General features: G+C 40.0%; 20 protein-coding genes and 1 pseudogene. 11 read left to right on the top strand and 10 right to left on the bottom strand.

All coding sequences use genetic code 11. The annotated features are described in order from the left end of the window. The first annotated feature begins 131 nt into the window (after positions 1-131). From ITJ87_RS03070 to ITJ87_RS03120, 11 genes and pseudogenes are all read left to right on the top strand, one after another. The gene (locus tag ITJ87_RS03070) at positions 132-1,400 is read left to right on the top strand and encodes a phage integrase SAM-like domain-containing protein (protein WP_011108551.1); all 1,269 of its coding nucleotides are present in this window, start codon (positions 132-134) and stop codon (positions 1,398-1,400) included. 78 nt (positions 1,401-1,478) lie between these two features. Further along, positions 1,479-2,345 carry a hypothetical protein gene (locus tag ITJ87_RS03075; RefSeq protein WP_011108552.1) on the top strand — a complete coding sequence of 289 codons (867 nt, stop codon included), beginning with the start codon at positions 1,479-1,481 and terminating at the stop codon, positions 2,343-2,345. Between the two features lie 134 nt (positions 2,346-2,479). Next, a complete protein-coding gene (locus tag ITJ87_RS03080; protein ID WP_011108553.1) occupies positions 2,480-3,373 on the top strand; it encodes a hypothetical protein in 894 nt (297 codons plus the stop codon). Positions 3,374-3,540: 167 nt separating this feature from the next. Further along, positions 3,541-5,151, top strand: coding sequence for a DEAD/DEAH box helicase family protein (locus ITJ87_RS03085; RefSeq protein ID WP_011108554.1), 1,611 nt, complete (start codon positions 3,541-3,543; stop codon positions 5,149-5,151). Between the two features lie 335 nt (positions 5,152-5,486). Continuing rightward, on the top strand, positions 5,487-6,506 hold the full coding sequence (locus ITJ87_RS03090; protein WP_048699232.1) for a DUF3871 family protein: 1,020 nt from the start codon (positions 5,487-5,489) through the stop codon (positions 6,504-6,506). Positions 6,507-6,592: 86 nt separating this feature from the next. Next, positions 6,593-7,039 (top strand): JAB domain-containing protein, encoded by a 447-nt coding sequence (locus ITJ87_RS03095; RefSeq protein WP_011108556.1) that lies wholly within the window; start codon positions 6,593-6,595, stop codon positions 7,037-7,039. Between the two features lie 150 nt (positions 7,040-7,189). After that, positions 7,190-7,777 carry a tyrosine-type recombinase/integrase gene (locus ITJ87_RS03100; protein ID WP_011108557.1) on the top strand — a complete coding sequence of 196 codons (588 nt, stop codon included), beginning with the start codon at positions 7,190-7,192 and terminating at the stop codon, positions 7,775-7,777. A gap of 751 nt (positions 7,778-8,528) precedes the next feature. Next, entirely contained in the window at positions 8,529-8,825 is a 297-nt protein-coding gene (locus ITJ87_RS03105; RefSeq protein ID WP_011108558.1) for a hypothetical protein, read from the top strand. 114 nt (positions 8,826-8,939) lie between these two features. Next, the gene (locus ITJ87_RS03110) at positions 8,940-9,119 is read left to right on the top strand and encodes a hypothetical protein (protein WP_016660898.1); all 180 of its coding nucleotides are present in this window, start codon (positions 8,940-8,942) and stop codon (positions 9,117-9,119) included. 235 nt (positions 9,120-9,354) lie between these two features. Next, entirely contained in the window at positions 9,355-10,557 is a 1,203-nt protein-coding gene (locus ITJ87_RS03115; protein ID WP_011108560.1) for a hypothetical protein, read from the top strand. A gap of 418 nt (positions 10,558-10,975) precedes the next feature. Continuing rightward, positions 10,976-12,221: pseudogene (locus ITJ87_RS03120) on the top strand (phage integrase SAM-like domain-containing protein). Between the two features lie 206 nt (positions 12,222-12,427). On the opposite strand, the gene ITJ87_RS03125 reads toward ITJ87_RS03120, so the two are convergent. From ITJ87_RS03125 to ITJ87_RS03170, 10 genes are all read right to left on the bottom strand, one after another. After that, positions 12,428-13,540, bottom strand: a complete 1,113-nt coding sequence (locus ITJ87_RS03125; RefSeq protein ID WP_230391787.1) for a BF3164 family lipoprotein — start codon at positions 13,538-13,540, stop codon at positions 12,428-12,430. Between the two features lie 315 nt (positions 13,541-13,855). After that, positions 13,856-15,955, bottom strand: a complete 2,100-nt coding sequence (locus tag ITJ87_RS03130) for a family 20 glycosylhydrolase (protein ID WP_229034792.1) — start codon at positions 15,953-15,955, stop codon at positions 13,856-13,858. A gap of 23 nt (positions 15,956-15,978) precedes the next feature. After that, positions 15,979-16,278, bottom strand: coding sequence for a hypothetical protein (locus ITJ87_RS18550; RefSeq protein ID WP_147327314.1), 300 nt, complete (start codon positions 16,276-16,278; stop codon positions 15,979-15,981). Positions 16,279-16,290: 12 nt separating this feature from the next. Further along, a complete protein-coding gene (locus ITJ87_RS03140; protein WP_035447290.1) occupies positions 16,291-17,850 on the bottom strand; it encodes a DUF4434 domain-containing protein in 1,560 nt (519 codons plus the stop codon). 30 nt (positions 17,851-17,880) lie between these two features. Next, positions 17,881-18,888, bottom strand: coding sequence for a GRP family sugar transporter (locus ITJ87_RS03145; RefSeq protein WP_117964626.1), 1,008 nt, complete (start codon positions 18,886-18,888; stop codon positions 17,881-17,883). Between the two features lie 30 nt (positions 18,889-18,918). Continuing rightward, a complete protein-coding gene (rbsK, locus tag ITJ87_RS03150) occupies positions 18,919-19,815 on the bottom strand; it encodes a ribokinase (RefSeq protein ID WP_035447294.1) in 897 nt (298 codons plus the stop codon). A gap of 33 nt (positions 19,816-19,848) precedes the next feature. Continuing rightward, on the bottom strand, positions 19,849-22,626 hold the full coding sequence (locus ITJ87_RS03155) for a glycoside hydrolase family 2 (protein ID WP_035447296.1): 2,778 nt from the start codon (positions 22,624-22,626) through the stop codon (positions 19,849-19,851). 9 nt (positions 22,627-22,635) lie between these two features. Next, positions 22,636-23,523, bottom strand: coding sequence for an ROK family protein (locus ITJ87_RS03160; RefSeq protein WP_229034790.1), 888 nt, complete (start codon positions 23,521-23,523; stop codon positions 22,636-22,638). Next, positions 23,523-24,584 carry an SIS domain-containing protein gene (locus ITJ87_RS03165; protein ID WP_035447300.1) on the bottom strand — a complete coding sequence of 354 codons (1,062 nt, stop codon included), beginning with the start codon at positions 24,582-24,584 and terminating at the stop codon, positions 23,523-23,525. The genes ITJ87_RS03160 and ITJ87_RS03165 overlap by 1 nt, the downstream gene beginning before the upstream one ends. Positions 24,585-24,658: 74 nt before the next feature. Further along, positions 24,659-26,269, bottom strand: a complete 1,611-nt coding sequence (locus tag ITJ87_RS03170; protein WP_035447789.1) for a DUF4434 domain-containing protein — start codon at positions 26,267-26,269, stop codon at positions 24,659-24,661.

The raw sequence follows: 26,269 nt of genomic DNA on the forward strand, positions 1-26,269 counted from the left end.
GGCTGATTCCTAACGGAATACAGCCTTTTTTGTTTGCAGACCCTCCAGATATAACTCTGTTGCTCTTGGTTGATTTACTCCTATTTTAAGCAGATGTTGACTAATTGTTGACTAATTAAAATAGAGCTAATATGCTGACTATTAAAGCTGAGATTAAAAGGAGTGAACTAAAAGTTGACGGAACTTATAACGTCAAGATTAGATTCACATTAGACCGCAAGGTAAAACGCTTATCCACCAACCTGTTTGTAACTCAACAAGACCTAACTAAATCCCTCAAATTCAAAGAGGACACTTCCATTAAGAGAGAAATAGATAGGCTTGTTCTCTATTATAGGGAACAGTGCTTAAAACTGCAATTAGACCAAAATCATTATTCATTGGATGAGATAATTGAGTTCCTAAACGGAGAGCAAGAGAAGCAACAGACCATTGACTTTATAAAGTTCAGTCGTGAGTGGATAGCTTCTACTACCATAAAAGGAGCACCCAATTACACTACTGCCATCAATGCTTTGGTACGGTTTGTAGGTAAGGAAGAATTGGATATAAATCTTATCACCTTAGACTTCTTGGAACAGTTCAAAGCATTTTTAATTGGAGAACGTGATGCACGTACCAAGAAACTAATGCAGCAAGGTAAACGTGTGACCTCTAACCGCACCCTTTCCCTCTACTTGGTAAGCATCAAGAAGCTGTTCAATGAAGCCAAACGTAAGTTCAATAAGAAAGACAAGAACCTTATTCTTATTCCTAACTCACCCTTTGAGGACTTCAAGATACCTAAACAGGAAGCTACACGTAAGAGAGCCATTCCAGCAGACATCATTAAAAAGGTGTGGAAGCTGCCTTATAAAGACATGAAGAAAGGATATAAGTCCACCTGCCGTTATAACTTGGCTAAAGATTGTTTCATTCTCTCATTCTGTCTTATTGGAATCAATTCAGCAGACCTTTACAATGCTACTAAAATGAGAGGGAACACTATTATCTATAACAGAACCAAAACCAAGGCTCGTAGATTGGATGGTGCAAAGATGATGGTAGATATTCCTAAGATAGTGCAACCTCTTATTGATAAGTACAAGGATAGCACAGGAAAACGTCTGTTCAACTTCTATCAATATTATGGGGATGAAAAGACATTTAACAAGGCTATCAATTCTGGATTGAAAGAGATTGGTTCAATATTAGAAGTAGATGATTTGGAGTACTATGCAGCGCGCCATTCATGGGCTACTATTGCATTGAACAAAGTAGGCATAGACAAATATATAGTCCATGCAGCCCTTAATCACATAGACGACTCAATGAAAGTGACAGACATTTATATTGAACGTGACTTTGTAAATGAGAACAAGGCTAACGCCAAAGTTGTGAAGTACGTGTTTGGTAAGTAAGCTAATAATTCCTCACTTGCAGCAAATGCAGGTGAGGATTATTTTTTAACTTTGTACTGAATTAGAGCAAAAAGCATTATGGATGATAATCTGTTCATTGAATATATAAACTCCCCTTATGAAGAGCCACAAGATATGCTCCCTAAGATTGATGAAACTATGCTGACTGATATGGAGAGTAGTTTAGAAACTGATTTCAAAAATGAATATCAGCATGAAGATGTTACTTCTATTTTGGAGAGCATTGAATATATCAGAATCTATTGTAGAAACTTCCCATGCTTCAATGGCTTCGATTATCAACCACTCCAAGCTCCATTTGCATACTATCGTAGTAGAGAAATCTATCTAAAAGAACTACCCTTTACAGAAGATGGATTTTATAAATTCACGTACATACAGGATGCAATAAAAAAGTTAGGGCTAAAAGCTCAACCTACATTTGAGTTTATTGCATTCTTATATCATATTATTAAGGTGTGGAGCGAGAATCAGATAACCACAAGTGGGACAAAGATTGATAACATTCTCTACTTATTGAAGGAGCAACCCAATACCAAATTAACTATGAATATTAAGGTAGGCAGTAAATCCTTCGAGTTTAACAATTCATTGTTCATTCAATCTTTATTGGAGTTCTATTCTTCCCATGACCTTGTCTCTCATGGTCTCATTGAAAGAGAGAATAAGAGAGTGAGAGAACGTACCATCCAATATTCTTTGGTCAAAACATTGTTAGACTATCTTCCCATCAAAACTGATAAGTCTGAGGGAGTCAGCTTTGTACAGGCAGAAAGAGACTTAGCTTTATGCACTTTATATCTATGTAAATTACTAATGGGTGACCCTGCATACGTTTGTACCAAAGATAACAACGCTACATTTGACAAGTTGATGAGAGACTTCAAAGACTTTAATATTACACTTCATAAGATGCTAACCTAATGATATTCAGCAACGTAAAAACAGGGATATAAAACTTACTCTTACATACCCTATTTAAGAGACATATCTTTGCACCGCTTTCAGAAAGCTGGCAGGCACGTTGCCACAGACTAATCACTGAAAGCCCCAAAGACATGAAGAACTTAAATTTATTGTTCATCGAAGGTAACCGCACTAAAATTGACAACTCTAACGTAGTTGAATCTTACAACAAGATTAAGGCATGGGGATTCATCGAAACAATGCCTATTGAATACTTCCCAATGGAAGAAGCTAAGAATAAATTAGGCGGTAGAAAGTTGTACAGACCTACTATTACTCGTAAGAAAGGGGAAGGCTCTGCTACTATCAGCAATTTCGAGATTAAAATGGTTGAAGTACAGGAAGCAGACTATGACAAGTACGACGGTGTTTGTGGCGATGGTCAGCATAGAACAATAGCCCTCATGTTTGATGAATTGAAAGATGTTACAGCTACTTATCAGCCAGTAAAACTCTCTAAAGAGAATATGGATATATTGGCTTACATATCAATACGTAACAATGGCAGGAAATGGTCTAATGATGATTTTTATGCTTCCAATATTTCAACAGGAGATACTAATGCAGACTATATCCTTAATAAAAGGAAAGAAGGCTATATTCCTGCATTCCTTTTCAATGTTTATACTCTTGGAACATCTAATCTGACAGCAGCACAAATCAAGTCAATCCAACAAGGATATAAGAAACTCTCTGACTTTAGTAAAGTTCAAATCAGCAAAGATACACAAGATAAGGGAGATAGAATCTTAGCGGCATTAGAATCTAACAGCTTCATCTCTAATGATAGGTTTACTGGACGTTTTGGAGCAGGACTGAAAGCATTCTTTACTGAATGTAAGGATATAGAAATAGTTGTAAACACTATCAACCATATCAATAAAGAGAATTGGAATAAGTACTTCACCCCAATTGCAGGTCAGAGCATGGAAGCCAAATCTTATAAGGAAGCTCTAACTAAATTGACAGAACAAATAAAGAAGTAACCTGTTCGATAGCCCATGTGACAGGTGGGCTTCTCTACTCCAAATTCTTGGGTTTAGCATTTCAGCCTTATAGAACTATCTCAAATTACCCATTATATGAACTTTAGACATATCTAAGATTCTATAATTGGGGTTACAGCTAACAGATTTTTAAAAGCCAACAATATATGATAACCAAGTTAGATATTCAAGAGAAAGATGGATTCCTTACCATGAAGGACTTCCCTATGAACTGCATCTTTAATAAGGTCAAGACAGGTTGCGGTGCTACTACCATAGCACTTACCAATAACGAGAATTATATCATTACTGTTCCAACCACAGAACTGATTGAGAACAAATGCTATCCAACTAAAGATGCAGATGGTAATGTGAAGTTCTGGAAGAAACATGAACGCAGAGCAGGATTAAGTCCTGTTGTTAATAACCTGTTTGGCTTATATGGAAATTTCACCTTAGAGCTAAAGAAAAAATTAAAGGATTACTTATCTTCTGTTGGAGTAAAGAAGATTATCTGCACCTATGACAAGATAGACAAGTTGATGGAGTTTATCAATCCTAAAGACTTTAAACTGACGATTGACGAATACCACAACTTCCTTAAACAATACTCATTCAGAGACAAGGCTATTAATGGGGTGTTGGCTCACTTTAAAGAGTTCAAATCCTATTGCTTCTTGTCAGCTACTCCTATTCCAAACAATTTGAAGCCAGCAATCTTCAATGACATTCCAGAATACATAGCTGATTGGAATACAACAGATGATATTACTGTTTATCCTTACCATACAGACAAGCCTTATATGGTAGCAGCCAAGTTTATCAAGACCTACCAAGCTAAAGGTTGTCTGAATGTGAACGGCATAGAGAGCAAGGAAGCATATTTCTTCATTAACAGCGTTACAGAGATTAAAGCCATACTTAAACAGACACAACTAACAGAGGATGATTATAGAATTATTTGTGCTGACAATCCTAAGAATAGAAGAACCTTAGAAGAATATACTATATCAAGTTCTGCTGACGCTCCCAAGAAATTCAACTTTATCACTTCCAAATCATTTGAGGGTGTGGACTTCCATTCTGAAACAGGATTATGCTTTGTTGTCAGCAATGTTCAGAACAGACACACATTGGTCAGCATTGATATGGATATACCTCAAATTGTAGGAAGAATCAGAACCAAGTCCAATCCATTTAGAAATAAAGTAGTCCATATCTTCAACACTAAAGCTACTGACCATTACACAACATTTGAAGAAATGGAGCAGATTGTGGATAAGGAAGTAAAGGCAGCACAAGAAAGGGCTGATATGCTTAATAATACCAAACTATCAGAAGCGGCAACCAAGCAACAGATTAATGAGATTAAGAAAGTTGGGATTGAATCTTACCTATCTTATCAAGAGAATAAATTTGTCGTTAATGATATGGTAGCCAAGTTACAGCTTTACAGCTATTATATTGCTACTGTGGTTTACCAATCAGACAAATCATTAAGAGAAACTTATGCCCAATCTGGAATAGTAACTACTAAAGGTAAATGGCATATCGCACCAGAGAAGTTTGTCAAGGAATTAATTGTAAAGCCAACTTTCAGAGAACTACACAAACGATATTGTGAAATCAAAGCAAACCCAATGACATTTGACTTGCAAACCATTGATATAGAACATGAATATCCAATCTTAGGCAGAGCTTACCGCCAACTTGGAGTGAAAGAATTAAAGCGATTGCGAACCATCAAATCCATTCAAGAGGCTTTAGGTGAAGCATAAACCTATCTCATAAGATGATTACATAAGTTTATAGTGTAACGAGCGAGGAGGTACACTACATTATTATCCCCCCTCATGGCTCTAAATAAAAAAGAATGCTTTAGAAATGTAGTCCAACGGCTGACAGGAATAAGCATTCTTATTAATCTAAGAACAGGCACGATGCACGATTATCACAGTCTGCCAATAATTTACTAATACTCCTCATTTCCTTTGAAAGAATCTTTAGGGAAAGACATAGGACAGCCTAAGATGCAAGCGAAGAAATTCACTTGTGTTTTAGGTTTGTTCTTGTTAAATCCATTCAATCAATAACCATTTAATTCAATTTCATTATGAGAGATTTAGTAATTATGCCAGCTATGGCACAGCGTAGAGAATCATTAAACATGGGTGAGTTTGCAGAAGAAGCAATTATTGTGGAAGAAGTTGCAGCACCCAAAAGAGTAAACCATTTCATTGAAGCAAACACACAGGAAGTAACCTTACAGCACTTACAGCAAGACTGCATCATTCCAAGTTTTGCATCAATGGAGGAAACCATAAGCCACCAATCCTTTATAGGTGCAGTAGTAGATGCAGCTAAGGATTACTTTCATGGAGAACAGTTTGATATGCCAGAGATTAGAATCTCACACCCTATCAATGGCAGAATACCAAGTGCATTAGGTAAGAAAGCATCTGAATTGACAGACGAAGAGAAAACTTTGTTCTATCAGAGAATGTGTTTCTGTTTTGAAATTCCATCCATTGTACATGATGAATACGGTAATCGTTTAGCGTTATCCATTGGTGGAGTGAGAGCATATAACGAGATTAACCTATACAGTAAGAAGTCTGTTGAGAGATTTAAAATCTTCATAGGCTTTCGTAATCGTGTGTGCTCAAATTTAATGCTTACTACTGACGGCTTGCAGGATAAGATAGAAGTCCTAAGCATACAGGAACTATATGCAGCAGCATTGAATCTGTTCCATGCTTACAACCCATCCAAAGACCTGCATCTGTTAAGGACACTTGGGCAGATGTCAATCTCAACGAGTGAGTTCTGCCAGATAATAGGCAGGATGAGATTATATCAAGCTCTTACACCCAACCAACAGAAACGCTTACCTCGTCTATTATTAGGAGACAGTCAGATTAATGCAGCTTGCAGAGCATTCGTTTCTGATGCGAACTTCAAGAGTACAGGGGACAGCATTACAGGCTGGCAGCTCTTAAACCTGCTCAATGGTTCTGTGAAGTCAAGTTACATAGATAACTTTTTGGAGAGGAATCTTAATTGCACAGAGTTCGTACAAGGCATTCAACGTGCCAAATTAGGAGATAGTGAATACGCTTGGTTCTTGGGCTGAGTGGATTGTTGATTGAGAGAGGAAAGGGCAGCTATTCAATTAGTTGTCCTTTCTTTATATCTACCAGCTTATTAAGACATCAAATTATGGATATAGATTATACTGTGGGAGAAGTGGAACTGTCCTACAAACCCAAATTCAAGAATATATATAAGGTAGTCAGTTCAGAGGATGCTTATAAATATTTGCTTCCTACATATAAGGAGGGTACAATCTGTTACAAAGAATATTTCAAAGTCTTGTTTCTAAACCAAGCCAGCCAAGTTTTAGGTTACACTCTCATATCAGAGGGAGGAATAACAGATACGACCGTAGATGTCAGAGTAATTCTACAAGCTGCATTGCTCACCAATTCAGTAGCTATCATTCTTGCTCATAACCACCCAAGTGGTAGCATGAAACCAAGCAGGCAGGATATGGAGATTACTAAGCAGGTCAAAGAAGCTGCAAGACTTATGAGAATTACAGTAACAGACCACCTCATATTAACAGATGCAGGATATTATAGCTTCGCAGACGAGGGAGAATTATAATAAGGTAGAGGGCACTCAATTTCTAAGTTGGGTGTCTTTATCATATTCACTTCTACTATTAGTGAATGTTCCATTAATAATCAGTGAGTTAGTAAATCCAACTCAGAATTAATATTCACTTCTATTCATTAACTTATAAAACAGAACATTATGTCACTTAAATATTCAAGCACAACCGCAGACTATCTTGTTTGGTCTGATGCAATGAACCTAATAAGGAAGTTAGCCAAAGACGAGAATTATAAAATCTCACTTCTTATAGCTTTAGGATGCTTCACAGGATTAAGAATATCTGATATTCTATCTCTAAGATGGAAGCAGATATTAGATGCTGACGAGTTTACAGTAATTGAGAAGAAGACAGACAAAGTAAGGACTATCAGACTGAACCCCCAATTACAACATCATATTAAAGAGTGCTACGAGCATATAAATCCTGTTGGAATCAATGCGCCAATTCTTATAAGTCAGAAAGGCACTATCTTCACAGTTCAGAGAATCAATATCATTCTTAAAGAGGTGAAGAAGAAGTACAGGTTAAAGATTAAGAACTTTAGCTGTCATTCGCTTAGAAAGACATTTGGTAGGCAGGTCTATAACATGAACAGCGATAATGCTGAACTTGCCTTAGTAAAGCTGATGGAACTGTTCAATCACAGTTCTGTAGCCATTACTAAGAGATACTTGGGATTAAGGCAGGAAGAAATCTTGCAGACTTATGACTGTTTGAGCTTCTAATGATTGGGACAGGATTATTAAGATACATCTTTATAGTGGTCTGAACGGTTCTGTCCCAAATCAATGAAATATTGAGTTTAGATATATCTAAAGTCCAATCTTGACAGTTCGGCATTTCAGCCTTATAGAAGTAAGTCAATTCCATAAGTTTACAGATTTTAGGATTATCTCAACTCTTATTAAGCATGTTACAGATAACACTTCTTAAATATCCAACAATATACTGACTTAAAGATGATAATTCAAGGCAGGTAAGAATATTCAGAATTTACTCTTTATATGAGGAGAAGTGAATTTGATACCCACATGGATTTAGAGAGTTTAGATGCGACTCTGCTTAAATACTCCATTAATTCCCTGTTTTGTAACACAATAATTACTATTTCTCCTTATTCCATGCCTATTAATTTAGAACCTTTCGCTATCTTTGCACCAATTCCAATGAACTAAGGAGATAGAGAGTTGGAAGGACATATTTAACGAAAGGTGTTATTGAAATTATCTTCTGTTTCTTAGATTCTCGCAAAATTTAAAAACGGTACGAAGATGATAACAATAGCACCCACACATTTGATATATATTCATCGCTTAGGTGAACTATATACCTTTTGGTGTGGGGCTATTGTTTTATCCGTACCAAAAGGCAATGCGAGAAGCCCAAGAAACAGGATAAGACAAATATAGTTCCCACACCTCTTTTATTTTAACAGCTTATCCATAGGGAACAGATAAGCACTAATTATCAAACACTATGGGTTTATTTGGTGGTATCAATGCTGTAAATGAAATCAATTCTCTTATTGCTCAAATAGAGAGAAACATGAATGCTTTAGCTCCTATGATAGAATTGAATGGGATGAAGCATACCACACAATCTAAAGAATTAACAAAGTTAGTCCGCAGGGATTTGGATAGAATTAAAGACCTGTTGAATCAACACAGTTCTGCCAGAATAGCTGTTTACAGACTTAAAGGCGACAAGGTGGATTCTACAACATTGGTTGGATTCCTTGAAATGTGTCTTAAACAAGCTGAAAGTCTTATATAATTATGGATGCAAATGATATTAAGTTAGGACTGTTCATTTTAGTTATAGTCCTTATAGGTGCTTTCATTGGCTATTGTTTGGCAAGTTAAGACAGATTACTAAAACAGCTATCACATGAAAATATTTCATCTATTAGGGTTAGTGGTACTGCTATTATCTTCTTGCGATGATACTTCTGGTACATATATAATTTCTGAAGTCGCATTTAAAGTTAATAACCTGTCTGAACAAGAGAAACAGAAAACTATCAATGAGTTTATCAATCAAGAAGTGTTACTTACAGTTCTTAAATGAAAGATAGAATTAACATTATCTAACAAACCAACCACTTCTAAGATAACTCTACAACGCGTGTCTAATAACTGTTATTCAACGACTGATGGAAATATAACCATTAATTTAGAATTGGAGAAAAAGAACTTTGTACAGACCAAATATAAATTGATTGAATATGGTGGCACAGATGACAAGTTCTTTAGCTTACATATGACTTTGGATAAACAATAACAAATTTATTGCATAAGAATCAATGAGAACATTTAGATTATTAGCAACTTCATTATTGGTTGCATTGAGCATGGGAGTTAGCTCTTGTAGTGAAGAATTGGATAGCCAACCAATGGAATCTTATCCAGAAGGTGGTGAGCCTTTAGATGTAGTTTGTAAAGAATATGGCATTAGTGACTATGAAGACATAGAATTACTTTCTTACTATAAGAACAATTTGGAGCAAGCTAACTTCTCTGGCTTACGAGAAGAGAAGCTATGGCTTGCATCATTCAATGTAAAAGATAAGTCGCCTATTATTAATTGGACTGACGAATTACCATTTAATAGGAATCGTAAGATTTACAAAGGCTATGGAGAATATGAAGATGTCACCATTCAGCAGATAACCATGTTGCAAACCATGTACTTTAATCCGAAGGAGTTTGTAGCATCATTAAGCTATTACTTTGGTAAAGATTATGGTTACCTCGCTTTACTCTTTAGGCATGATACACAAACTAAAGAAGTTCAAGTTAAGCGTAGTGAAATACTTGCTGGATTTCAATATTCTATAATAAACAATGATTGTTGTTACTCATTGTCTGGCGATACGCTCTATATAGCAGAGAAAGGCTTTGGATATTCCAATGTAGGAACTCTCTATACTTCTGAATTTATATCTCACGAAGAAGCAATATACACCCATAGAGATAATAAAGGCTTCTTTGTAGGAAGACGGAATTTCAAATTGGGAGAAGATTTATGGCATATCCAAGTACCACAGCTAAATGATGAACCTGCTGATGCTAAGATTGAGGTTAGTGTAGAAGATAATTCCAAGAGAGTTTGGAAGTACAATGTCAATATTATACATTATGATGGAACTAAGAAGAATGTAACATTTGAAGTGGATATTGACAACGGTACAATTAAAGGAGAGAATGATTATACTTCTCTCATTATAGGTAAATGGAAGAAGACAAGCGGTGATGCTGTTGCTACCCATGTTACTTATAAGAATGATGGCACATTTGAATATACAAGTACAGAAGATAGCTCTTACAAGGAAGTGGGCAAGTACAAGATAGACGGTAACAAGCTCTATGAAATGTACAGCGATGAAGAAGAATGGATTATCAATGATATTCTGTTACTTAATTCTATGACCTTATCAGTGCAGGAATTGGAAGCAGACGGAGTTACACCCACAGGTCAGAAGTACTCTTATCAGAGAGTGGAATAAAGAACTTATTCATACTAAAAGTAGGCAGCATTTGAGGAAACTCTTATGCTGTTTTCTTTTTTATATAAGCACTACGAATGTTACATACTAACAACCCAATTCTTTGGAATATAGGAAACTAATATTTAACTTTGTACCGTAGGTTTAGCTGTTGACTAATTGTTGACTGATAAACTTCCAATGAGATTATTAATACGTTGACATATTGCAATTTAATAGGATGAAATTTAGAGCCTCATAATCTGGAGGTCCCTGGTTCAAGCCCAGGCTGGTCCACAAACAAGAGGCTCATCTCTAACGAGATAGAGCCTTTTTTAGTTCATGGAGACCTCCGATTAAGGGTCTGTTGCTTGGTTATATTAGCCTTAATAAAGAGCAGTTGTTTCACTATTGTTTCACCAATTAAACAATGTGTAATATGCTGATAATCAACCCAGAAGTAGTTAAAGTACAAAGAAAGACAAATGACTGTTTCACCGTAAGGCTTAGATTTACTCTTAACAGAAGAATGAAACGTATATCAACAAGCCTATTCGCAACCCCTAATGATTTAACAAAGAACTACAAGATTAAAGCCTCAGCACCCATAAAACAAGATATAGACGCTTTAATCCACAGCTACTATGACAAGTGTGCCAAACTCCAAATTGAGTTAAACAACTACACGTTAGACGATGTAATGAACTACCTAAGTGGAGAACAAGAGAAGCAACAAACCATTGACTTTATAAAGTTCAGTCGTGAGTGGATAGCCTCAACCACTATCAAAGGTGCACCTAACTACACCACTGCCATTAATGCCTTAGTCCGTTTCATAGGCAAAGAGGAATTGGATATTAATTTGATTACCCTTGACTTCTTAGAAAGTTTTAAAGCATTCTTGAATAAAGAACGCGAGATACGGACTAAAAGATTAATGCAGCAGGGTAAACGGATACCTTCCAATCGTTCACTCTCTCTATATTTGATAAGCATTAAGAAGTTATTCAATGAAGCCAAGAAGAAATACAATAAGAAGGAGAAGAATTTAATCCTAATCCCTAACTCACCCTTCATGGAACTTGAAATACCCAAGCAGGAAGCAACAAGAAAGAGAGCCATATCCGCAGATATTATAAAGAAGCTATGGAAGAGGCTACAAATCTACCTGCCATTATAATTTGGCAAAGGATTGTTTCATTCTATCATTCTGTCTTATGGGAATCAATTCAGCAGACCTTTACAATGCCACTGAAATGGAAGGTTATACAATCGTCTATAATCGTACCAAGACGAAAGACCGTAGATTGGATAAGGCTCAAATGAAGGTTGACATACCCAGATTAATCCTGCCTCTTGTTGAGAAGTACAAGGATAAGACTGGTAAACGTCTCTTCAATTTCTATCAATACTATGCTGACGAGAAGGATTTCAATAAGGCTATCAACTACGGCTTAAAAGAAATTTGTACAATATTAGAAATTGACGATTTGGAATACTACGCAGCAAGGCATAGTTGGGCTACCATTGCACTTAATAAAGCTGGCATTGATAAATATATAGTCCATGCAGCACTTAACCATATTGACGATGCAATGAAAGTAACGGACATCTATATTGAACGTGATTTCGTAAATGAGAACAAGGCTAATACTAAGGTTGCGAAGTACGTGTTTGGCAAGTAAGCTAATAATTCCCCACTAAAAATCTACTGAGCTATAATTAGTCGCTATCCTTTTTCGGCTTCCACATGCTTCAAAGGTAGAATGCCTAAAAAGGATATCAAATCAACACTTCAGTAATTTAATGGATATCAGTTATATACAAATTAAAACATATAATTATACGCTATCCTATTTCTAGTGTATAAGGGAAATACTAGACTATATATCTAAAAAACGACATCAAACGAAACAAATGCAGGTTCTGGCAGATTCCCCAGCCCGATAATCTTATGCAATTTTGTACACAAAGCCATCTGATAGATTCGTTTATCCAATATCAACTTGGCTATGGGTACTCCCGAGTAATTGAAAACCAGCACCTTGTTCGCCATGGATTTTTGCGGGTCATTATAGTCATACTCGCTTAAAAGTTGATCTAAGTACAAAATATAGATATATTGGTCATCCATTGCCAAATCCAACACCTGCCCAAAGTTTCTTGCCTTACTAAACAAGAGGTTATAGTCTTTACATTCATAAAAAGACCGATCAAAATAAAAGTTCCAGTCTTTTACCATGGTTCCATTTTCCAGGTGGTATTTAGCAAGATACGGCAGTTTGCTAGGCGCAAACACCATATGCCCGTCATGCACCGACAGATAACCTTTCAAATTCATCCGTGAAGACTGGACAGAAATTTTGTTCCCCACCGGAGATTCGCCGAACCTCTGTAAAGGCTGCAGATTGGCATCCAGTAAGGAAAAGAAACTACCGTCCTTTCCGCACAATAGGGAGACAAAATGCTGTTCATCCAGTCGTACGAAATTATAATCTGCAGGATTGAGCTCACCTTGCACACGCTTATAAGGAGTTTTTTTTCTGGACAGCTCTTCAATTTCAATAGCATTTCCGTTGCCTTTTAGAGACATCACTGCCAACATTTGTATATTGACATCATTCAAACCGAAGGTGTTTTCGTGAGCGTATGTAATTATTGGCTGTAGGAACTCGCCAGGACCATTTCCCAATGAACCCCAAGTATGGATTTTTTTCATACCCGAAGGAATGGAATATACATGGCAAAAATCATTTTGGGCGACATGCGTCATTACCAAGAATGTATCAACACAGTCAATCCATCCCATATTAATCAGCAATTCTGTATCAGATTGCTCACCATCTACTCTAATCTCCTTATCAAAGGCTGGAAATTCTGTTTTAGATTCGAAGCTACAACTTGACAAGAAGCATAGAAGAATGAATATAATAGAAGTTGTTTTCTGCATAAGTACTTCAAAGCAACATGTAGAATAATCAATGAGCCCTACTTTAAGTTTCACTTTACATCTTATTACATATCTGTTGTAACAAGCTAATGGCTAAAAGTGAAATTTAAAGCAGGCTTAATAATTGCACTTTAGCACTAATCATTATATCCAACCAGGCCTTTTGGTATGACCCAGCAAAATATTTTCACCATAATCTCCGTCAGGATATATTACAACCATTGAATATAAATCAGGGAATTATCACTATCCTTTTTCAACTTCCACATGCTTCAAAGATGAAAAAGCATTAGTGTCCACCAATGAATTCTTACAACAAATTAAAGGCAAAGAATAACCTAAAATGGATCCTTGTAACATGAACTCGAATTACTTTTGCAGTACTTTCAAATTTAACAATTGCCCACTAAAATTTCCAGTAAAAGCTAATGGAAAAACAAGAGTGGACTGGTAGTACACCACCTCCTCGCCAATTTTATAAAGTATCTTTTTATCCAAAGTCTGATGTAGTTTTCCATCAATGTATAAACTTGTAGAGGTATGGTCACCTTTAATCACAATTTGTACCCGTTGACCGATAGGAAACATATAATCAAACTCATTTAAATAACCATCTGACCAGAATGCCAATTTTCCAGACTTTGGGCTACTCTGATACAAAATGGCATTGGAAGATTTAAAAAGCACACTGCCCTTATCTGCGGATTTTGCAGTGAAATCAAAAGCCACTTCATAATCATACCCTATTTCTTCTATCAAAAGCTTTTGATTCCTTTTCAACTTCGAGACTTGAAGCACTTTCCCATCCATCGTTTTTACCTTTGCTCCAATATTCACTCCCGGAGCTTCCGACAAAGCACGACGGCAAGAATCAAACCGTGCGAAAGACAAATCATCCACAGCACCGGTCCACATTTTCAAGCTTAATGTCTGCATAGCAGGATACGCACGATGATGAATGTCCTTGAAAGTAATCCCATTTCCAATGTAATCATTCCATACGGCAAACATTCCCCCTTTCACACGCCTATCATTCCGACTAAATATTCTATCATCAAACATATAGGGTTCCCAGTTATTAAAAATCCACTCTATATTCAGGTAATCGTGGTAATAGAGTGCCGTCAATGGTATTATGTACAATTGGCTACATGCCACATTCACCAATCCAAATCCCAATTCGGCCATTTCAAAGGGATCGGCATAACCATTGTACCAAATGTCCAATAGTACCTCGTCAGACTTCACAGGAAGATCTCCTCTGGCATGCGTCAATGCACCCCATGCCACCGCTTTCTTCCCAAAACCCTCCACATATTTAATGTAATAATCAGTAAAAAAGCGAAACTTTTCAACAACATTAGGATCCGAATTATCGTATTCATCTGTACCAATATGCACTTCTTTACCCCTAAACACCGGATTTTCTCCACCTAAATACTCTGCAAACAAGCTGTCCAAGAACAAATAAGTCTCCGGATTAAACAAATCCAGGTGATCCTCTCCGTACTCCTTACTAGCAATTTCCGGCTTATAGCGCGTAAAGGCCAATGAATGCGCAGGCACATCTATTTCCGGCAAGACAGTCACTCCATACTGCTCGGCTAACATCTGAAGTTCAACAAATTCTTTTTTTGAATAATGAGCCCCCTCCGTGGCCAATCCCGGAAACACGGTACTTTCTAATCGGAAAGCCGCGGGTGTTTGCGACCAGTCATTGCCATAGAACTTTTTAAAGCCGTTGTCATTCAAATGAATCTGGAAACAATTCATTTTATAATAAGACATTATCTTCACATAATCCCTCAAAAAGCCAATGGGGACAAATTTACGTCCTACATCCAACATAAATCCACGCTTAGGATAATTGGGCCAATCTACAGCCACTCCCTGCGGCACCGCCCCATCATACTGTTCCATCATTTGAAGAATGGTCCGAGTTCCCCAAAACACTGCCTGCGTCGTTGCACCCGTCAACACCATCCGATCAGACACATCCAAATAATACTTCTCCCGATTCTCTTCTGTTTCTTTTCCAGCCAAAGTCAAAAAAATATCTCCCGAGCAGGCAGAAACGCCTTCCGCCACCTTATATTTCCTGCCAAACATCACTGCTAAATCTTCGGCAAATGTGTTTGCCACCGGATTGAGTTCTGCTGCATAGCGGGGGTCCAACACCAACCGACACGATGAGCGCCAATAGCCATCCCCGCCTTTCCACTCCTGTAATGCCGGTATCACAAATGGCCTAGAATTTTCTGCCTTTAGCCCTGGCACAAATAGTATGCAAGACACTGCTCCCAATAACACACCTGCCTTAAACACCTGCAACACTTTACCAAAGAGAAACTGCCCCAAAAACAAAATAGTCATTTTCACATCACGAAATATCCACCTCATGTAGTTTGGTCCAAAAACATCAATCCAAGCATTATGCTTGGTAATCCATCTATCCAAAGCAAATTCCATACTATTTATTTTAAAGTTTCAGTTCACTCTACAAGAGTGATTTTTTTTACAAAAGTAACTCCATGATAAGGGACTTGTGTCCAAAATCCCCCTTTATACTCCCCTAAATCCTTTTGATGCCACAAATCACGAACAGAGACTTTTTCTGTATTTCCAAGGCTGCACCATAGACTATTAATCTGTGGAACCTCAGGTGCTTTGGGGGTTAGGATATATTTCTCCTTTGCCATCGATTTTGACCAAGAAGGAATTGGTGCAATTTCCCCGCGGCCTACACAAGCAAGAAACAGCCACACCGTTAATAAACACAAACTCACTCTCATCTCAACTGGTCTTTATTTTATCACCGGATTAACAAACAACTCATCCATATACACTTGTTGCGAAGCTTCGAAAGCCACCTTCATATAACGGATGCTTTCATCCAATTGATCAAATAACAAGTTTTCAATCCATGCATCATGCCGATTGTTCGGGAAATGGGGAGTATCCTTGATAGAAGCTAATCTATATTCTTTTCCATCCAACGAAGTGAACAGATAAACTTTCAGCGGCATACCTATTCCATCTAAATTATAGTCCAGCATACGAAGCATGACTTTCCGTAGTCTGGTCTTTTTCTGCAAATCTACCACAAGCTCATGATAACCTTTCTCGAATTTCACCCAACGGGCATCTTTACTGTCTTCCTCGGCAACCCTGCCATCAAGCAATGCCTTCAAATCCGCTTTTCCCAACACCATGTCAATGGTAGCCCCGTTAGCCAATCTCTCCATAAAGGCAGCTTCGGCCAATTGCCAGCAGCCAATCCGCCTTTTCCAGGCCATATAGTCATTGTATACTTTATGTGACCACACCGGTTGCCCCAACTGATAAGTTGACGTGGGGCTTTCTATGATTCCACAAACCATAAATGAGATAATCCTGTCAACCCCTGCCACAGAAGCAGCCACTTGTTGAGATAAAAGACGCGGATAAGCGGCAGGAATCAAGGCCGAAGAACGGTCGTTGGTTCCCTGTTCCCAAGTGAAAGTCTCACAATTGGCCCACATCTCAATATTCAGACGGTTGTGGATGTCTCTCAACCGTTTCCAAGTCTTCTTTAAGCGAGGCAACATGAATTTATCGCGTACACAGCCCACTTCGTCCTGATAGGCTATGATGTCGACTTTCAGCTTTGCCAATTGTTTCTCATACTCCGGATTATCAAAATCAGACAGTCCGATACCATAAGGAGAAATCAGTGTCTTCTTATCCGGAGTCAATGCTTTTGCCTTTTTGGTCAATGCATTAACCGATTGTACAGCATGTTCTGCAAAAATGGGGCAAAGACAATCCTCTACCGGCAAATACCAGCCATAAAAGGCTTTATGATTTTTATAAAAGACGGCCAGTTCCTCCATAATTTGCAATTGGCGTTGTTTGATAGCAGGATCCTGCAAATTATCATCCTGGTCTTTTGCCCATCCAGTACTCATAAAAACCTTCATGTCATATCGGGCAGCCTCATCAAGAATGGCTTCCACAGGACTCTGTTTATCTTTATCATACCACCAGAGCATTAATTGAGAGGGATAATAAGCCTTACCCTCATTGGCAACTTCCATGAATACCAGATATTCAATGCCCATAGCTGACAGTTCCCGCACTTTAGCTTTCCATAATTCCGGATCCGTATTATCAAAACTCTGCGGATTGGTATATCTATTACGTACATCCTTATATGCCAGATTTATCCAAGTACCAGTAATGGGCTTCACCCTCAAAACAGATTCCTTCACCTTCTGTTTTCTCTGTCGGCCAGGAACATCATTGCCAGCAAAAACTACTGCCGACGGCAGTACGGCTGATATCATCAGTACCCCCAATAGGATTGGCAGAAAAATCCTCTTCATAATATACACATTTTTTTAATTAATAAAAGATCAATTGCCACCGGACGTAATAATTAACGCCAAACCTAAAATAAAGAGAATAAACATCAAGGCAATCAATAGATTAGTAGATTTAGAAGCCCCTTTGAATTCCTTCCAAATAAACACCCCCCATAATGCGGCAACCATCGTAGCCCCTTGTCCCAACCCATAGGAAATGGCAGCACCGGCTGTTCCGGCAGCAATATAACTGCACGCTGTTCCCAACGCCCAAATGGCACCCCCAAAAATACCAACCAAATGAGTATTCATATTTCCTTTGAAGTATTGACTGTAAGCCACAGGCACCCCCGTAAAAGGTTTCCTCATTAACAAAGAGTTGAATAGAAAGTTACTGATAAAGATACCTATTGCAAACACAAACAAGGCAGAATACGGAGTCATCATACCAACAGCAGGCGATTCCAGATTTTCCAAATCCATAGCAGCGGCGACAAAACGATAGAAAAACGCCATCAGAATACCAGCGCAGACAGCAATCAGAACTCCTCTTTTTCGGACAGTCTGACCTGATACTTCAGAAACTTTACTGGAAGCAATCCCATTAAAAACAATGGCCAACACAATCAAGAAGACACCCCCAAAAAGAGTGACAGGATCCCCCTTCGGTACACTAAAGTAATTGACAAATACGCCTAATACCAACGCCAACCCCACCCCTATCGGGAAAGCAACCGACATACCAGCCAACGACATGGAAGCCGACAACAATATATTCGAGGCATTGAATATGACGCCACCCAGAAAAGCGCTCCAAAAATTCTCCATACCAACTTGCTGCAAGTCCTGCATAAATCCGCGTCCCCCTTCTCCAATGCTGCCCAGTGTCAAGCCCCAAACCAAAGAAAAAAGAAGTATACCAATCACATAATCCCAATAGAACAATTCATAGCGCCATGTTTGGGCTGACAATTTTTGAGTATTTCCCCATGATCCCCAGCATAACATCGTGACCCAGCACAACGCTACCGCCAATCCGTAACTTTCAACTATAAACATAATCGTGATATTTAATATTGTTTTTAATGATTACAACTCTTCACGGTAAGGAATAGAAGACTGGGCTCCCATTCTGGTTACAGCTATGGATGAAGCTTTTGAAGCCATCACAGCAGCTTGTTTCAAGTCCATGCCCTCTGACAATCCTACGCACAAAGCCCCATTAAACGTATCTCCGGCAGCTGTAGTGTCAACAGGCTCCACTTTGAAAGCATCTATACGATAAGAAACGCCCTCTTCCCTTATAAGACATCCTTTCGAACCCAAAGTGATAATTACATTCTTTACCCCCATCGCGCAAATCTCTTCCGCCACTTTCTCAACATCGGCATCATTGGCAATCTTTATGCCCGTAAGCATCTCCGCCTCGATGCGGTTCGGAGTGACCATGTACAGATGCCGGAACAATTCTTTGGGAAGACTGCGGGCAGGAGCCGGATTCAGCACCACCTTCACTCCTTTCCCGAAAGCCTTTCTGGCAGCATACTCCACTGTTTGAAGCGGAATTTCCAATTGCATCAAGAGGATATCTCCCTCACACATTTCCTCCAACATTTTATCCACATCTTGTTCGTTCAACAACATGTTGGCACCGGATGCCACTACAATACTATTCTCCGCATGATCGTCCACGCTGATCAGAGCTACTCCGGAAGCAGAATCTTCATCGAGAGCAATATATCTTGTATCAATTCCTTCCTTTTTAAAATAACCGACAGATTGCCGACCTAATACATCATTCCCCAATTTTGCCATAAATATCAGATTGCCGCCCAATCTCTTTATTGCAACAGCCTGATTTGCTCCTTTTCCACCCTGGTTCATAAAGAATTCCCCTCCCAGAATCGTCTCACCGGGAGCAGGCAGATGAGAAGTTCTCACCACCATGTCCACATTGGAACTGCCAATCACTATAATTTTTTTCATAACACTATATTATAAATAAATTCAATCTATTCATCATCGTGCCCGGAAGAACACAGGAGGTGTATCTCCGGCATCGGATACTGCCACACGAGCCGTTATTACCTTTTCATCTCCCGGAAAGAGCGTAATAAAATTGTCACTCCAGAATACCGGATTAATCTCCTTACCCCGGACGTCCAGCAAAGTCAGATGATTGAAATGGGACAAACGATCCGATTCGTTCTTCAAACAAATAGAAAAGACATATTCCCCTTCCTCTTTGGTAACTTCAACCTCCTCCTTCAATTCCGGTTTCTCCATAGAAGTGAACCAAAAGAAATCCATATGCTGGGAATAGAACCAATATAGGTTCTCGGACAGAAGTTTACCGTATTTATCATGCAGCTCCAGCTTCACAAAGTAATTATAAGAGTATTTTCCACACCGGGGCACCGTAACAATCTCCTGATAGCAATCGGGAGAAACAGTTATCCGCTGGGAGTCCTCCCAAGCCACTTCCATGTCATTGTTGATAACTTTAGCCGTCACTTTCACGTCTTGCAGTGTCTGATGGGAGGCATTAATCACAGAAACCCTGAAATCATTCGCATTCAACTGTACGTGCACCGGTTCCATAGCTTTTTTTGCAAAATAATAAGAAGCATTGGGAGCCAGATACCAGTCGTATATCTGCCAGCACACATCGGGCCAGCAAGAATTAATCTTCCAAATCATCACACCGGAAGTAATATCCCACATCCGGTGATTAGCCGCTTCAAACATAGCGCGATAACCATCGGCACTCAGAAACTGGGCATTGTCGGCATATTCTTTTGCCGTCTTCGGATCACCGAACATTGTGCGAATGGCATTGTCATAAGAGCGATAGCAATAATTACTTACATCCCAAGCACCATGTTCAGCCCAAATGCTATCCAATGGGAAAATAGGGCTGTTTACATTAGCCGTACTCTCCGCGGTAGGAATAAATTTCCGGAGGCTGTTGTACGTCGGCATGGAAGGCATCCCCAGTTCATTGCGGAACATCTGCAAATGGACCTCACGCACTTTATCAAAGAAGTAGGAAGAAGGCGCCCAATTATAGTCGGGCGCACCGTCATCCGTCGTACCTGTTGGCAGATCTTCTTTCAGATAAGGAGTCAAGGCGTCTACATCCCAATGAAAACTGGTAGTCGGAAGATAAACACGCGTAGTATCGATACTCCTCACTTTCTCCTTGGTCAGCTTGTACAAGCTTTCATTCATCAAGACCTCATTGGCTCCTATCCATGAAATAATAGAAGGGTGATTGCGATAGCGGAGCATCATATCTTCCACTCCTGCCACCGCCAGACCATGATCCAGAGGATTGTCAGCAGTTTCAGTTCCGGGAGTCATACGGAAACATTGATAGAAAACATGCCACCACATCAGGCCATATTTGTCAAAACTTTCAAACCAGGTTTCAGAAGGAGACGGCATATCTTCACTGCCAATCAGGTTGATGTTCGCCTCTGCCATCAAGCGGGCTTCATCATAGATACGTTTTTCAGATTCCTCCAACAAGATGTCCGGCTGTATCCAACCGCCCTTACAGAATATCCGCTTGCCATTCACATAATATACACGACCACATTCATCTCCCACCCGGTTCAGTCCACTTGCCACCTCACGGATTCCGAAATCAAACTCTTTGGTATCGGACACTTTTCCACCGATGCTAAAAGACAGTTTCATGTGATGCAAGTATTGCTCGCCATACCCATTCGGATACCACAAATACGGGTTTTCTATCAGCAAGGAAGGAAAGTCCTCAGGGGTCAGTTCCACTACTTTTCTCTCACCGGCACGCAGGGCTACTTTCTTCGTCAGCTTGATTGGCTTGAGGTATCCCTCCATATGCTTGGTATAAGTGGGAAATTTGACTTCGTTGAGTAATGTAATCCAAGCATTCACCTTTCCCTCGACAAGCTTTGCAGAAGTATTCCTCACTTCAAGTTTAATATTGACCTTTGCAAGCCCAGTGTCAACCTTCATAGGCATGGTAGTGGACTTTGGTAAAGTAGTGATAACAAAAGGATTTTCAATCAACACCTCGTCCGTGGCTTCCACTATCACTTTCTGGTAGATACCCATATTCCGGTCGCGAACCACGGGAGCACAATCCCAGCCACCGGATATCTTCAATGTCTCATCCTTAAAGATATCGTAGGAATGTCCGCGTACAGGACCGAATACTTTCAACTGGGTGCCGGGAGTCGGGACGCCCGGATGATCCACCTGATAAATTTTTATCGCAATGCAATTGTTGGCTCCGGCACGGGCATATCCGGTTATATCAAGTTTAAAGCGACGAAACATACCCACAATATCTTTTTTATCAGCAACCTGACGACCATTTACCCAGACATCTGCCCGGTAGTTGATGCCGTTCAAGGTCAGCCATACCTTCTTGCCTTTATATGATTTGGGAAGAACGACTTCCGTACGATACCAGTATGGATCTTGCCAAGGATTACGGCCACTTTTCAGGTAGTTGTATTTAGATAGATCCATCCGGGCATTAAATTCATCCGACACATCCGGAATCAGGTAATTATTCAGGCCGATTCTCGGATCAGGATATACGTTTTCCTTCACCAAAGCGTTCAACACGGTAGTGGGCACAGTGGCCTGATACCATCCGGCAGTGGGATAAGACAATTGCGAAACCTCAGCAGCTCCGGCGTTTAGCTCGGAAGAATTGATAATCTTCCAGTTCTCCAGTTCAAGAGATTGGGCATTGACAAACAACATGTTACATATCAACAGTATAAAAAAGAGTTTTCTCATAGTTTCTTGTTATTTTAATATTAATGCAGCCGCACCAATAAATCCGGCATTGTCTCCCAAGGCTGCAGGCAGCAAAGTAGTATGCCGGGCTGCTGAACGACAAATGAATTTACGAAATAGCCACTCTGCCTTGTCCCAGTATAAATCGGAAGATTTCAGAACAGATCCGCCTATGATGACAATTTCGGGATCGGTAATATTCACTGTCCATGACAAAGCATGAGCTAATGCCTGGGCAAAAGCATCCCATACCTGCAAAGCCATTTTATCACCGGACCGTGCCAGTTCGGCTATACGATAAGCCGGCAACTCCTCCTTTGTATATTCTTTATAAAGACGGGTGACGGCATTGCCGGATACATAATCTTCCAATATCCCTTCTTTATAAGGTGATGTCCATACTTCTCCAGCACAACCGGAATGCCCACGCCATACTTTTCCTCCATTAATCCAAGCACATCCTATCCCCGTTCCTAAAGTGAAACCCAGGACTGAACCGGCATTCCGACCCGCTCCCCATAATGCCTCTGCATAAATCAGCGCATTGGCATCATTATCAAGGATCACCCGCAACGGAAATGCTTGTTCAACGGTGTCTTTCAACGGAAAATAGTTCAAAGTGGGAAGATTCTCAACATCCAGCAGTATACCTTTATCTATATCGAGAGGTCCGGTACACCCGATACCAATGCCCTGAATATCGTAATCCGCAGCATCAGCCAGAATATTTTTCAACAGAGAAAACAAATTGGCAATAATTACTTCGCCGGGTTCTTTCGGATTAGTTGCAATAGTACGGGGAGAAGCATAAACCAATCCCTCTCCGCCAACAATACCCGCACTGATCTTTGTGCCTCCGATATCGACTCCTATGGCTACCTTTCTTCGTCCCATCATTATTCTATTGAAGTCACTTTAGCACCATGTGTAAAACTGCCGGGCACTAGTTCCATTTCTTCCGCCCAAGCATTCACTATCAGCTGAACAGGAACAATGGACGGAATTGCAAACAAATCAGGGTCTCCGCAATGAACATTGATTTCCAGCAAATTCACACTTTCAATGCCGGAGGAGATATCCGACACCAGGATCACTTTACCATTAAAAGACAGAACATCAGCCATAAGCCTGATGCTCTGCCGATAAACACCGGACCGTGAATGCGCATAAATGATACAGATAAAGCCAGGGCCTACCATCTCTAGTGGGCCGTGGCGAAACTCACCGCCCAACAAAGCTGAAGCCGGAGTCTTGGTAGCCTCCATAAACATCAGGGCGGTTTGGGCAGCGCTTGCAAAAACCGTACCCCTGCCTATCACTTGAACAAACGGATGCCCACTTAAAAAAGCGACCGAACGGGATAAATAAATCCCCCCTTTCTCAAGCTGAAGACCGACTTCCCGAACGACACTATCTAAAAGAGCATTATCCACCCTGCGACCATCCAATGCTCCTGCAAGCAGATACACTACCAGATAGGTGGTGATAAATGTCTTCGTAGATGTCATTTCCTCCCTCCCAGCCTTACATAGCAGACTGAGAGTAGCCATCGCCGCTAAAGAACTTCCAGACTCATTTGTGACCCCAACCACTGTCAACCGTGAATGATGCCGTTCACCAAGTTGTTTAAGCAGTTCAATCACCTCATAGCTCTCGCCTGACTGTGAGATGGCAACCAATAAAGTGCGCTCTGTCAGAACTGAAGACTGAAAATGCAATAGCTCCCCGGCATTGATAGCAAAAGCGGGTATATTATAAGCGGTCATCATGGTCGCGGCAGCTTGCGATACAAAATAAGAACTTCCCATACCGGTAAGTACTATTTTGTCATAGTCACCGGTTGTCCACAGAGTACAGACAGCATCCAAACGCTCCTTTCCTTCTCTTGAATGATAATAGCCAAGAGTACGTTCCAACATTTCCGGTTGTTCTTGTATTTCTTTGATGAACTGATTCATAAAAAATATTTGTTTTTTATTGATTAAACACTACCAATTCCGCTAATGAGCTATTTTATTGCATCAGCAATAGGTCATTTTCCTTCAATATACCTCTTATAACCTTCATAAGTGTCCGTTCCCGGCTTAAAGGTAGCCCAACTGAAATTCGTAATATGATCGGTAAACATTCCGGCAACCCTTAATTGTTCTTCCAACTCTGACCAAGGCTTGGTACGCATTGTAATCTTCGGACACCAGCATTCCTTAAACGACTCGATGTCTACCCCGAAAATCACTCCGTTGGCATCGCAAGCTTTCTTTATTTCGGCAAACCAATTGGGCAGATCCACATCAAAGTCCACCAGACAACGTCCGCCTATGTCCTGAAGATAAAGAACATCAATATCGGGTGTTTGGGCAAATATCTTACCGAACCACTCCCCACAAAGATCGGCCGGCATGCCACGCCACAAGGCAGGAGCGATGCAGACTTCCTTGGGAGATTTCGACTTTATATAAGCCGCCACCGTCTGCAAATAGTTGGCCAGCATGGAGAGTGAAGGTTCTTGCTGCCACCCCACGGGATAGGAGCCATCGTGAAACTCTTCCGTTATATACCAACCATCCAGGCAGGGATGATTTCCCCAAAGGGCAAACAGTTCATCAAAGACCTGCTTGTTCCGCTCTACGAGGAAGTCGTATTGCTCGGGGCTTGCAGTGTCTTTTTTGCTATAATCACCGGGATAAAGCCCTACGATAAGCTTCATTCCATTCTGCTTGGCAGCCTCGAACATCCGGTTCATGATATCATATTGTTTCGTGACCCAAGGAAGTTTTGTTGGAACATAAAAAGAAGTTTTTTCTTCTGCACGGTCATTGAACCCCTCGGCATACTGTATAATCCAGGTATCAATGCCCACCTCTTGGCTTGCTTTAAACTCCTTATCCCAATCGGTGTTTTCATATACCCCGTCCAATTGAATAAACACACTGGAAAACTTTGGAGTCCCTTTGAACTCGGGAGCATAAGAAGTCAACTGCTCCAGATTGTCAATGCAGAACGAACCGGTACACATTACACCCTCATCATTGGTCACTTCTATCCGATACCCCTCAAAGCGGTTCAGCATCAGTTTATTATCCCCCATATCATGTCCCTTGACAAAAGTAAAGGCTTCGTATGGCATCACCACCCGAGTCCACTCTTCTTGAGTCAACACCTCTTTGTCCACATATTCAAAGAATTGCCAGCGCCCTTTGTCGTGCAGTGTCCCCTGGGTGAACATGCCTGCATCTTGAATTATCATAAAACGGAATGTACCCTTGTTGTTCTTATTACCCTTCACCCAAATGGAAAGTCCCAGAGGATGAAAAGATAAATCACTGCGGTAGTCTCCACCACTTTGCTGGATATACACCGATTCCGCTTCGGAAGAATTGCCGGAAAAAGAGTATCTGATTTCAAAACTTCCTGCACCTTCTACACAGTCATCACTGACAAAACGGTCTATCGAACTTTTAGGCGAGGCAGGAGTTACCTTCATATCATACACCACACAATTCATCTCATCATAAGCGTTCAATGTCTTCACAGCACGAGCTTCTGTCAAGATATCCTCGCTTGTGGGGAGCTGCTTATTGCTGCAAGCTGCCATACATAGCAACAAAGAAGACAAGGTTGCCAGAATCATTCTTTTTTTCAT

The sequence above is a fragment of the Bacteroides sp. HF-162 genome, from assembly GCF_015679285.1.
In the GTDB taxonomy this organism is placed as follows: domain Bacteria; phylum Bacteroidota; class Bacteroidia; order Bacteroidales; family Bacteroidaceae; genus Bacteroides; species Bacteroides uniformis.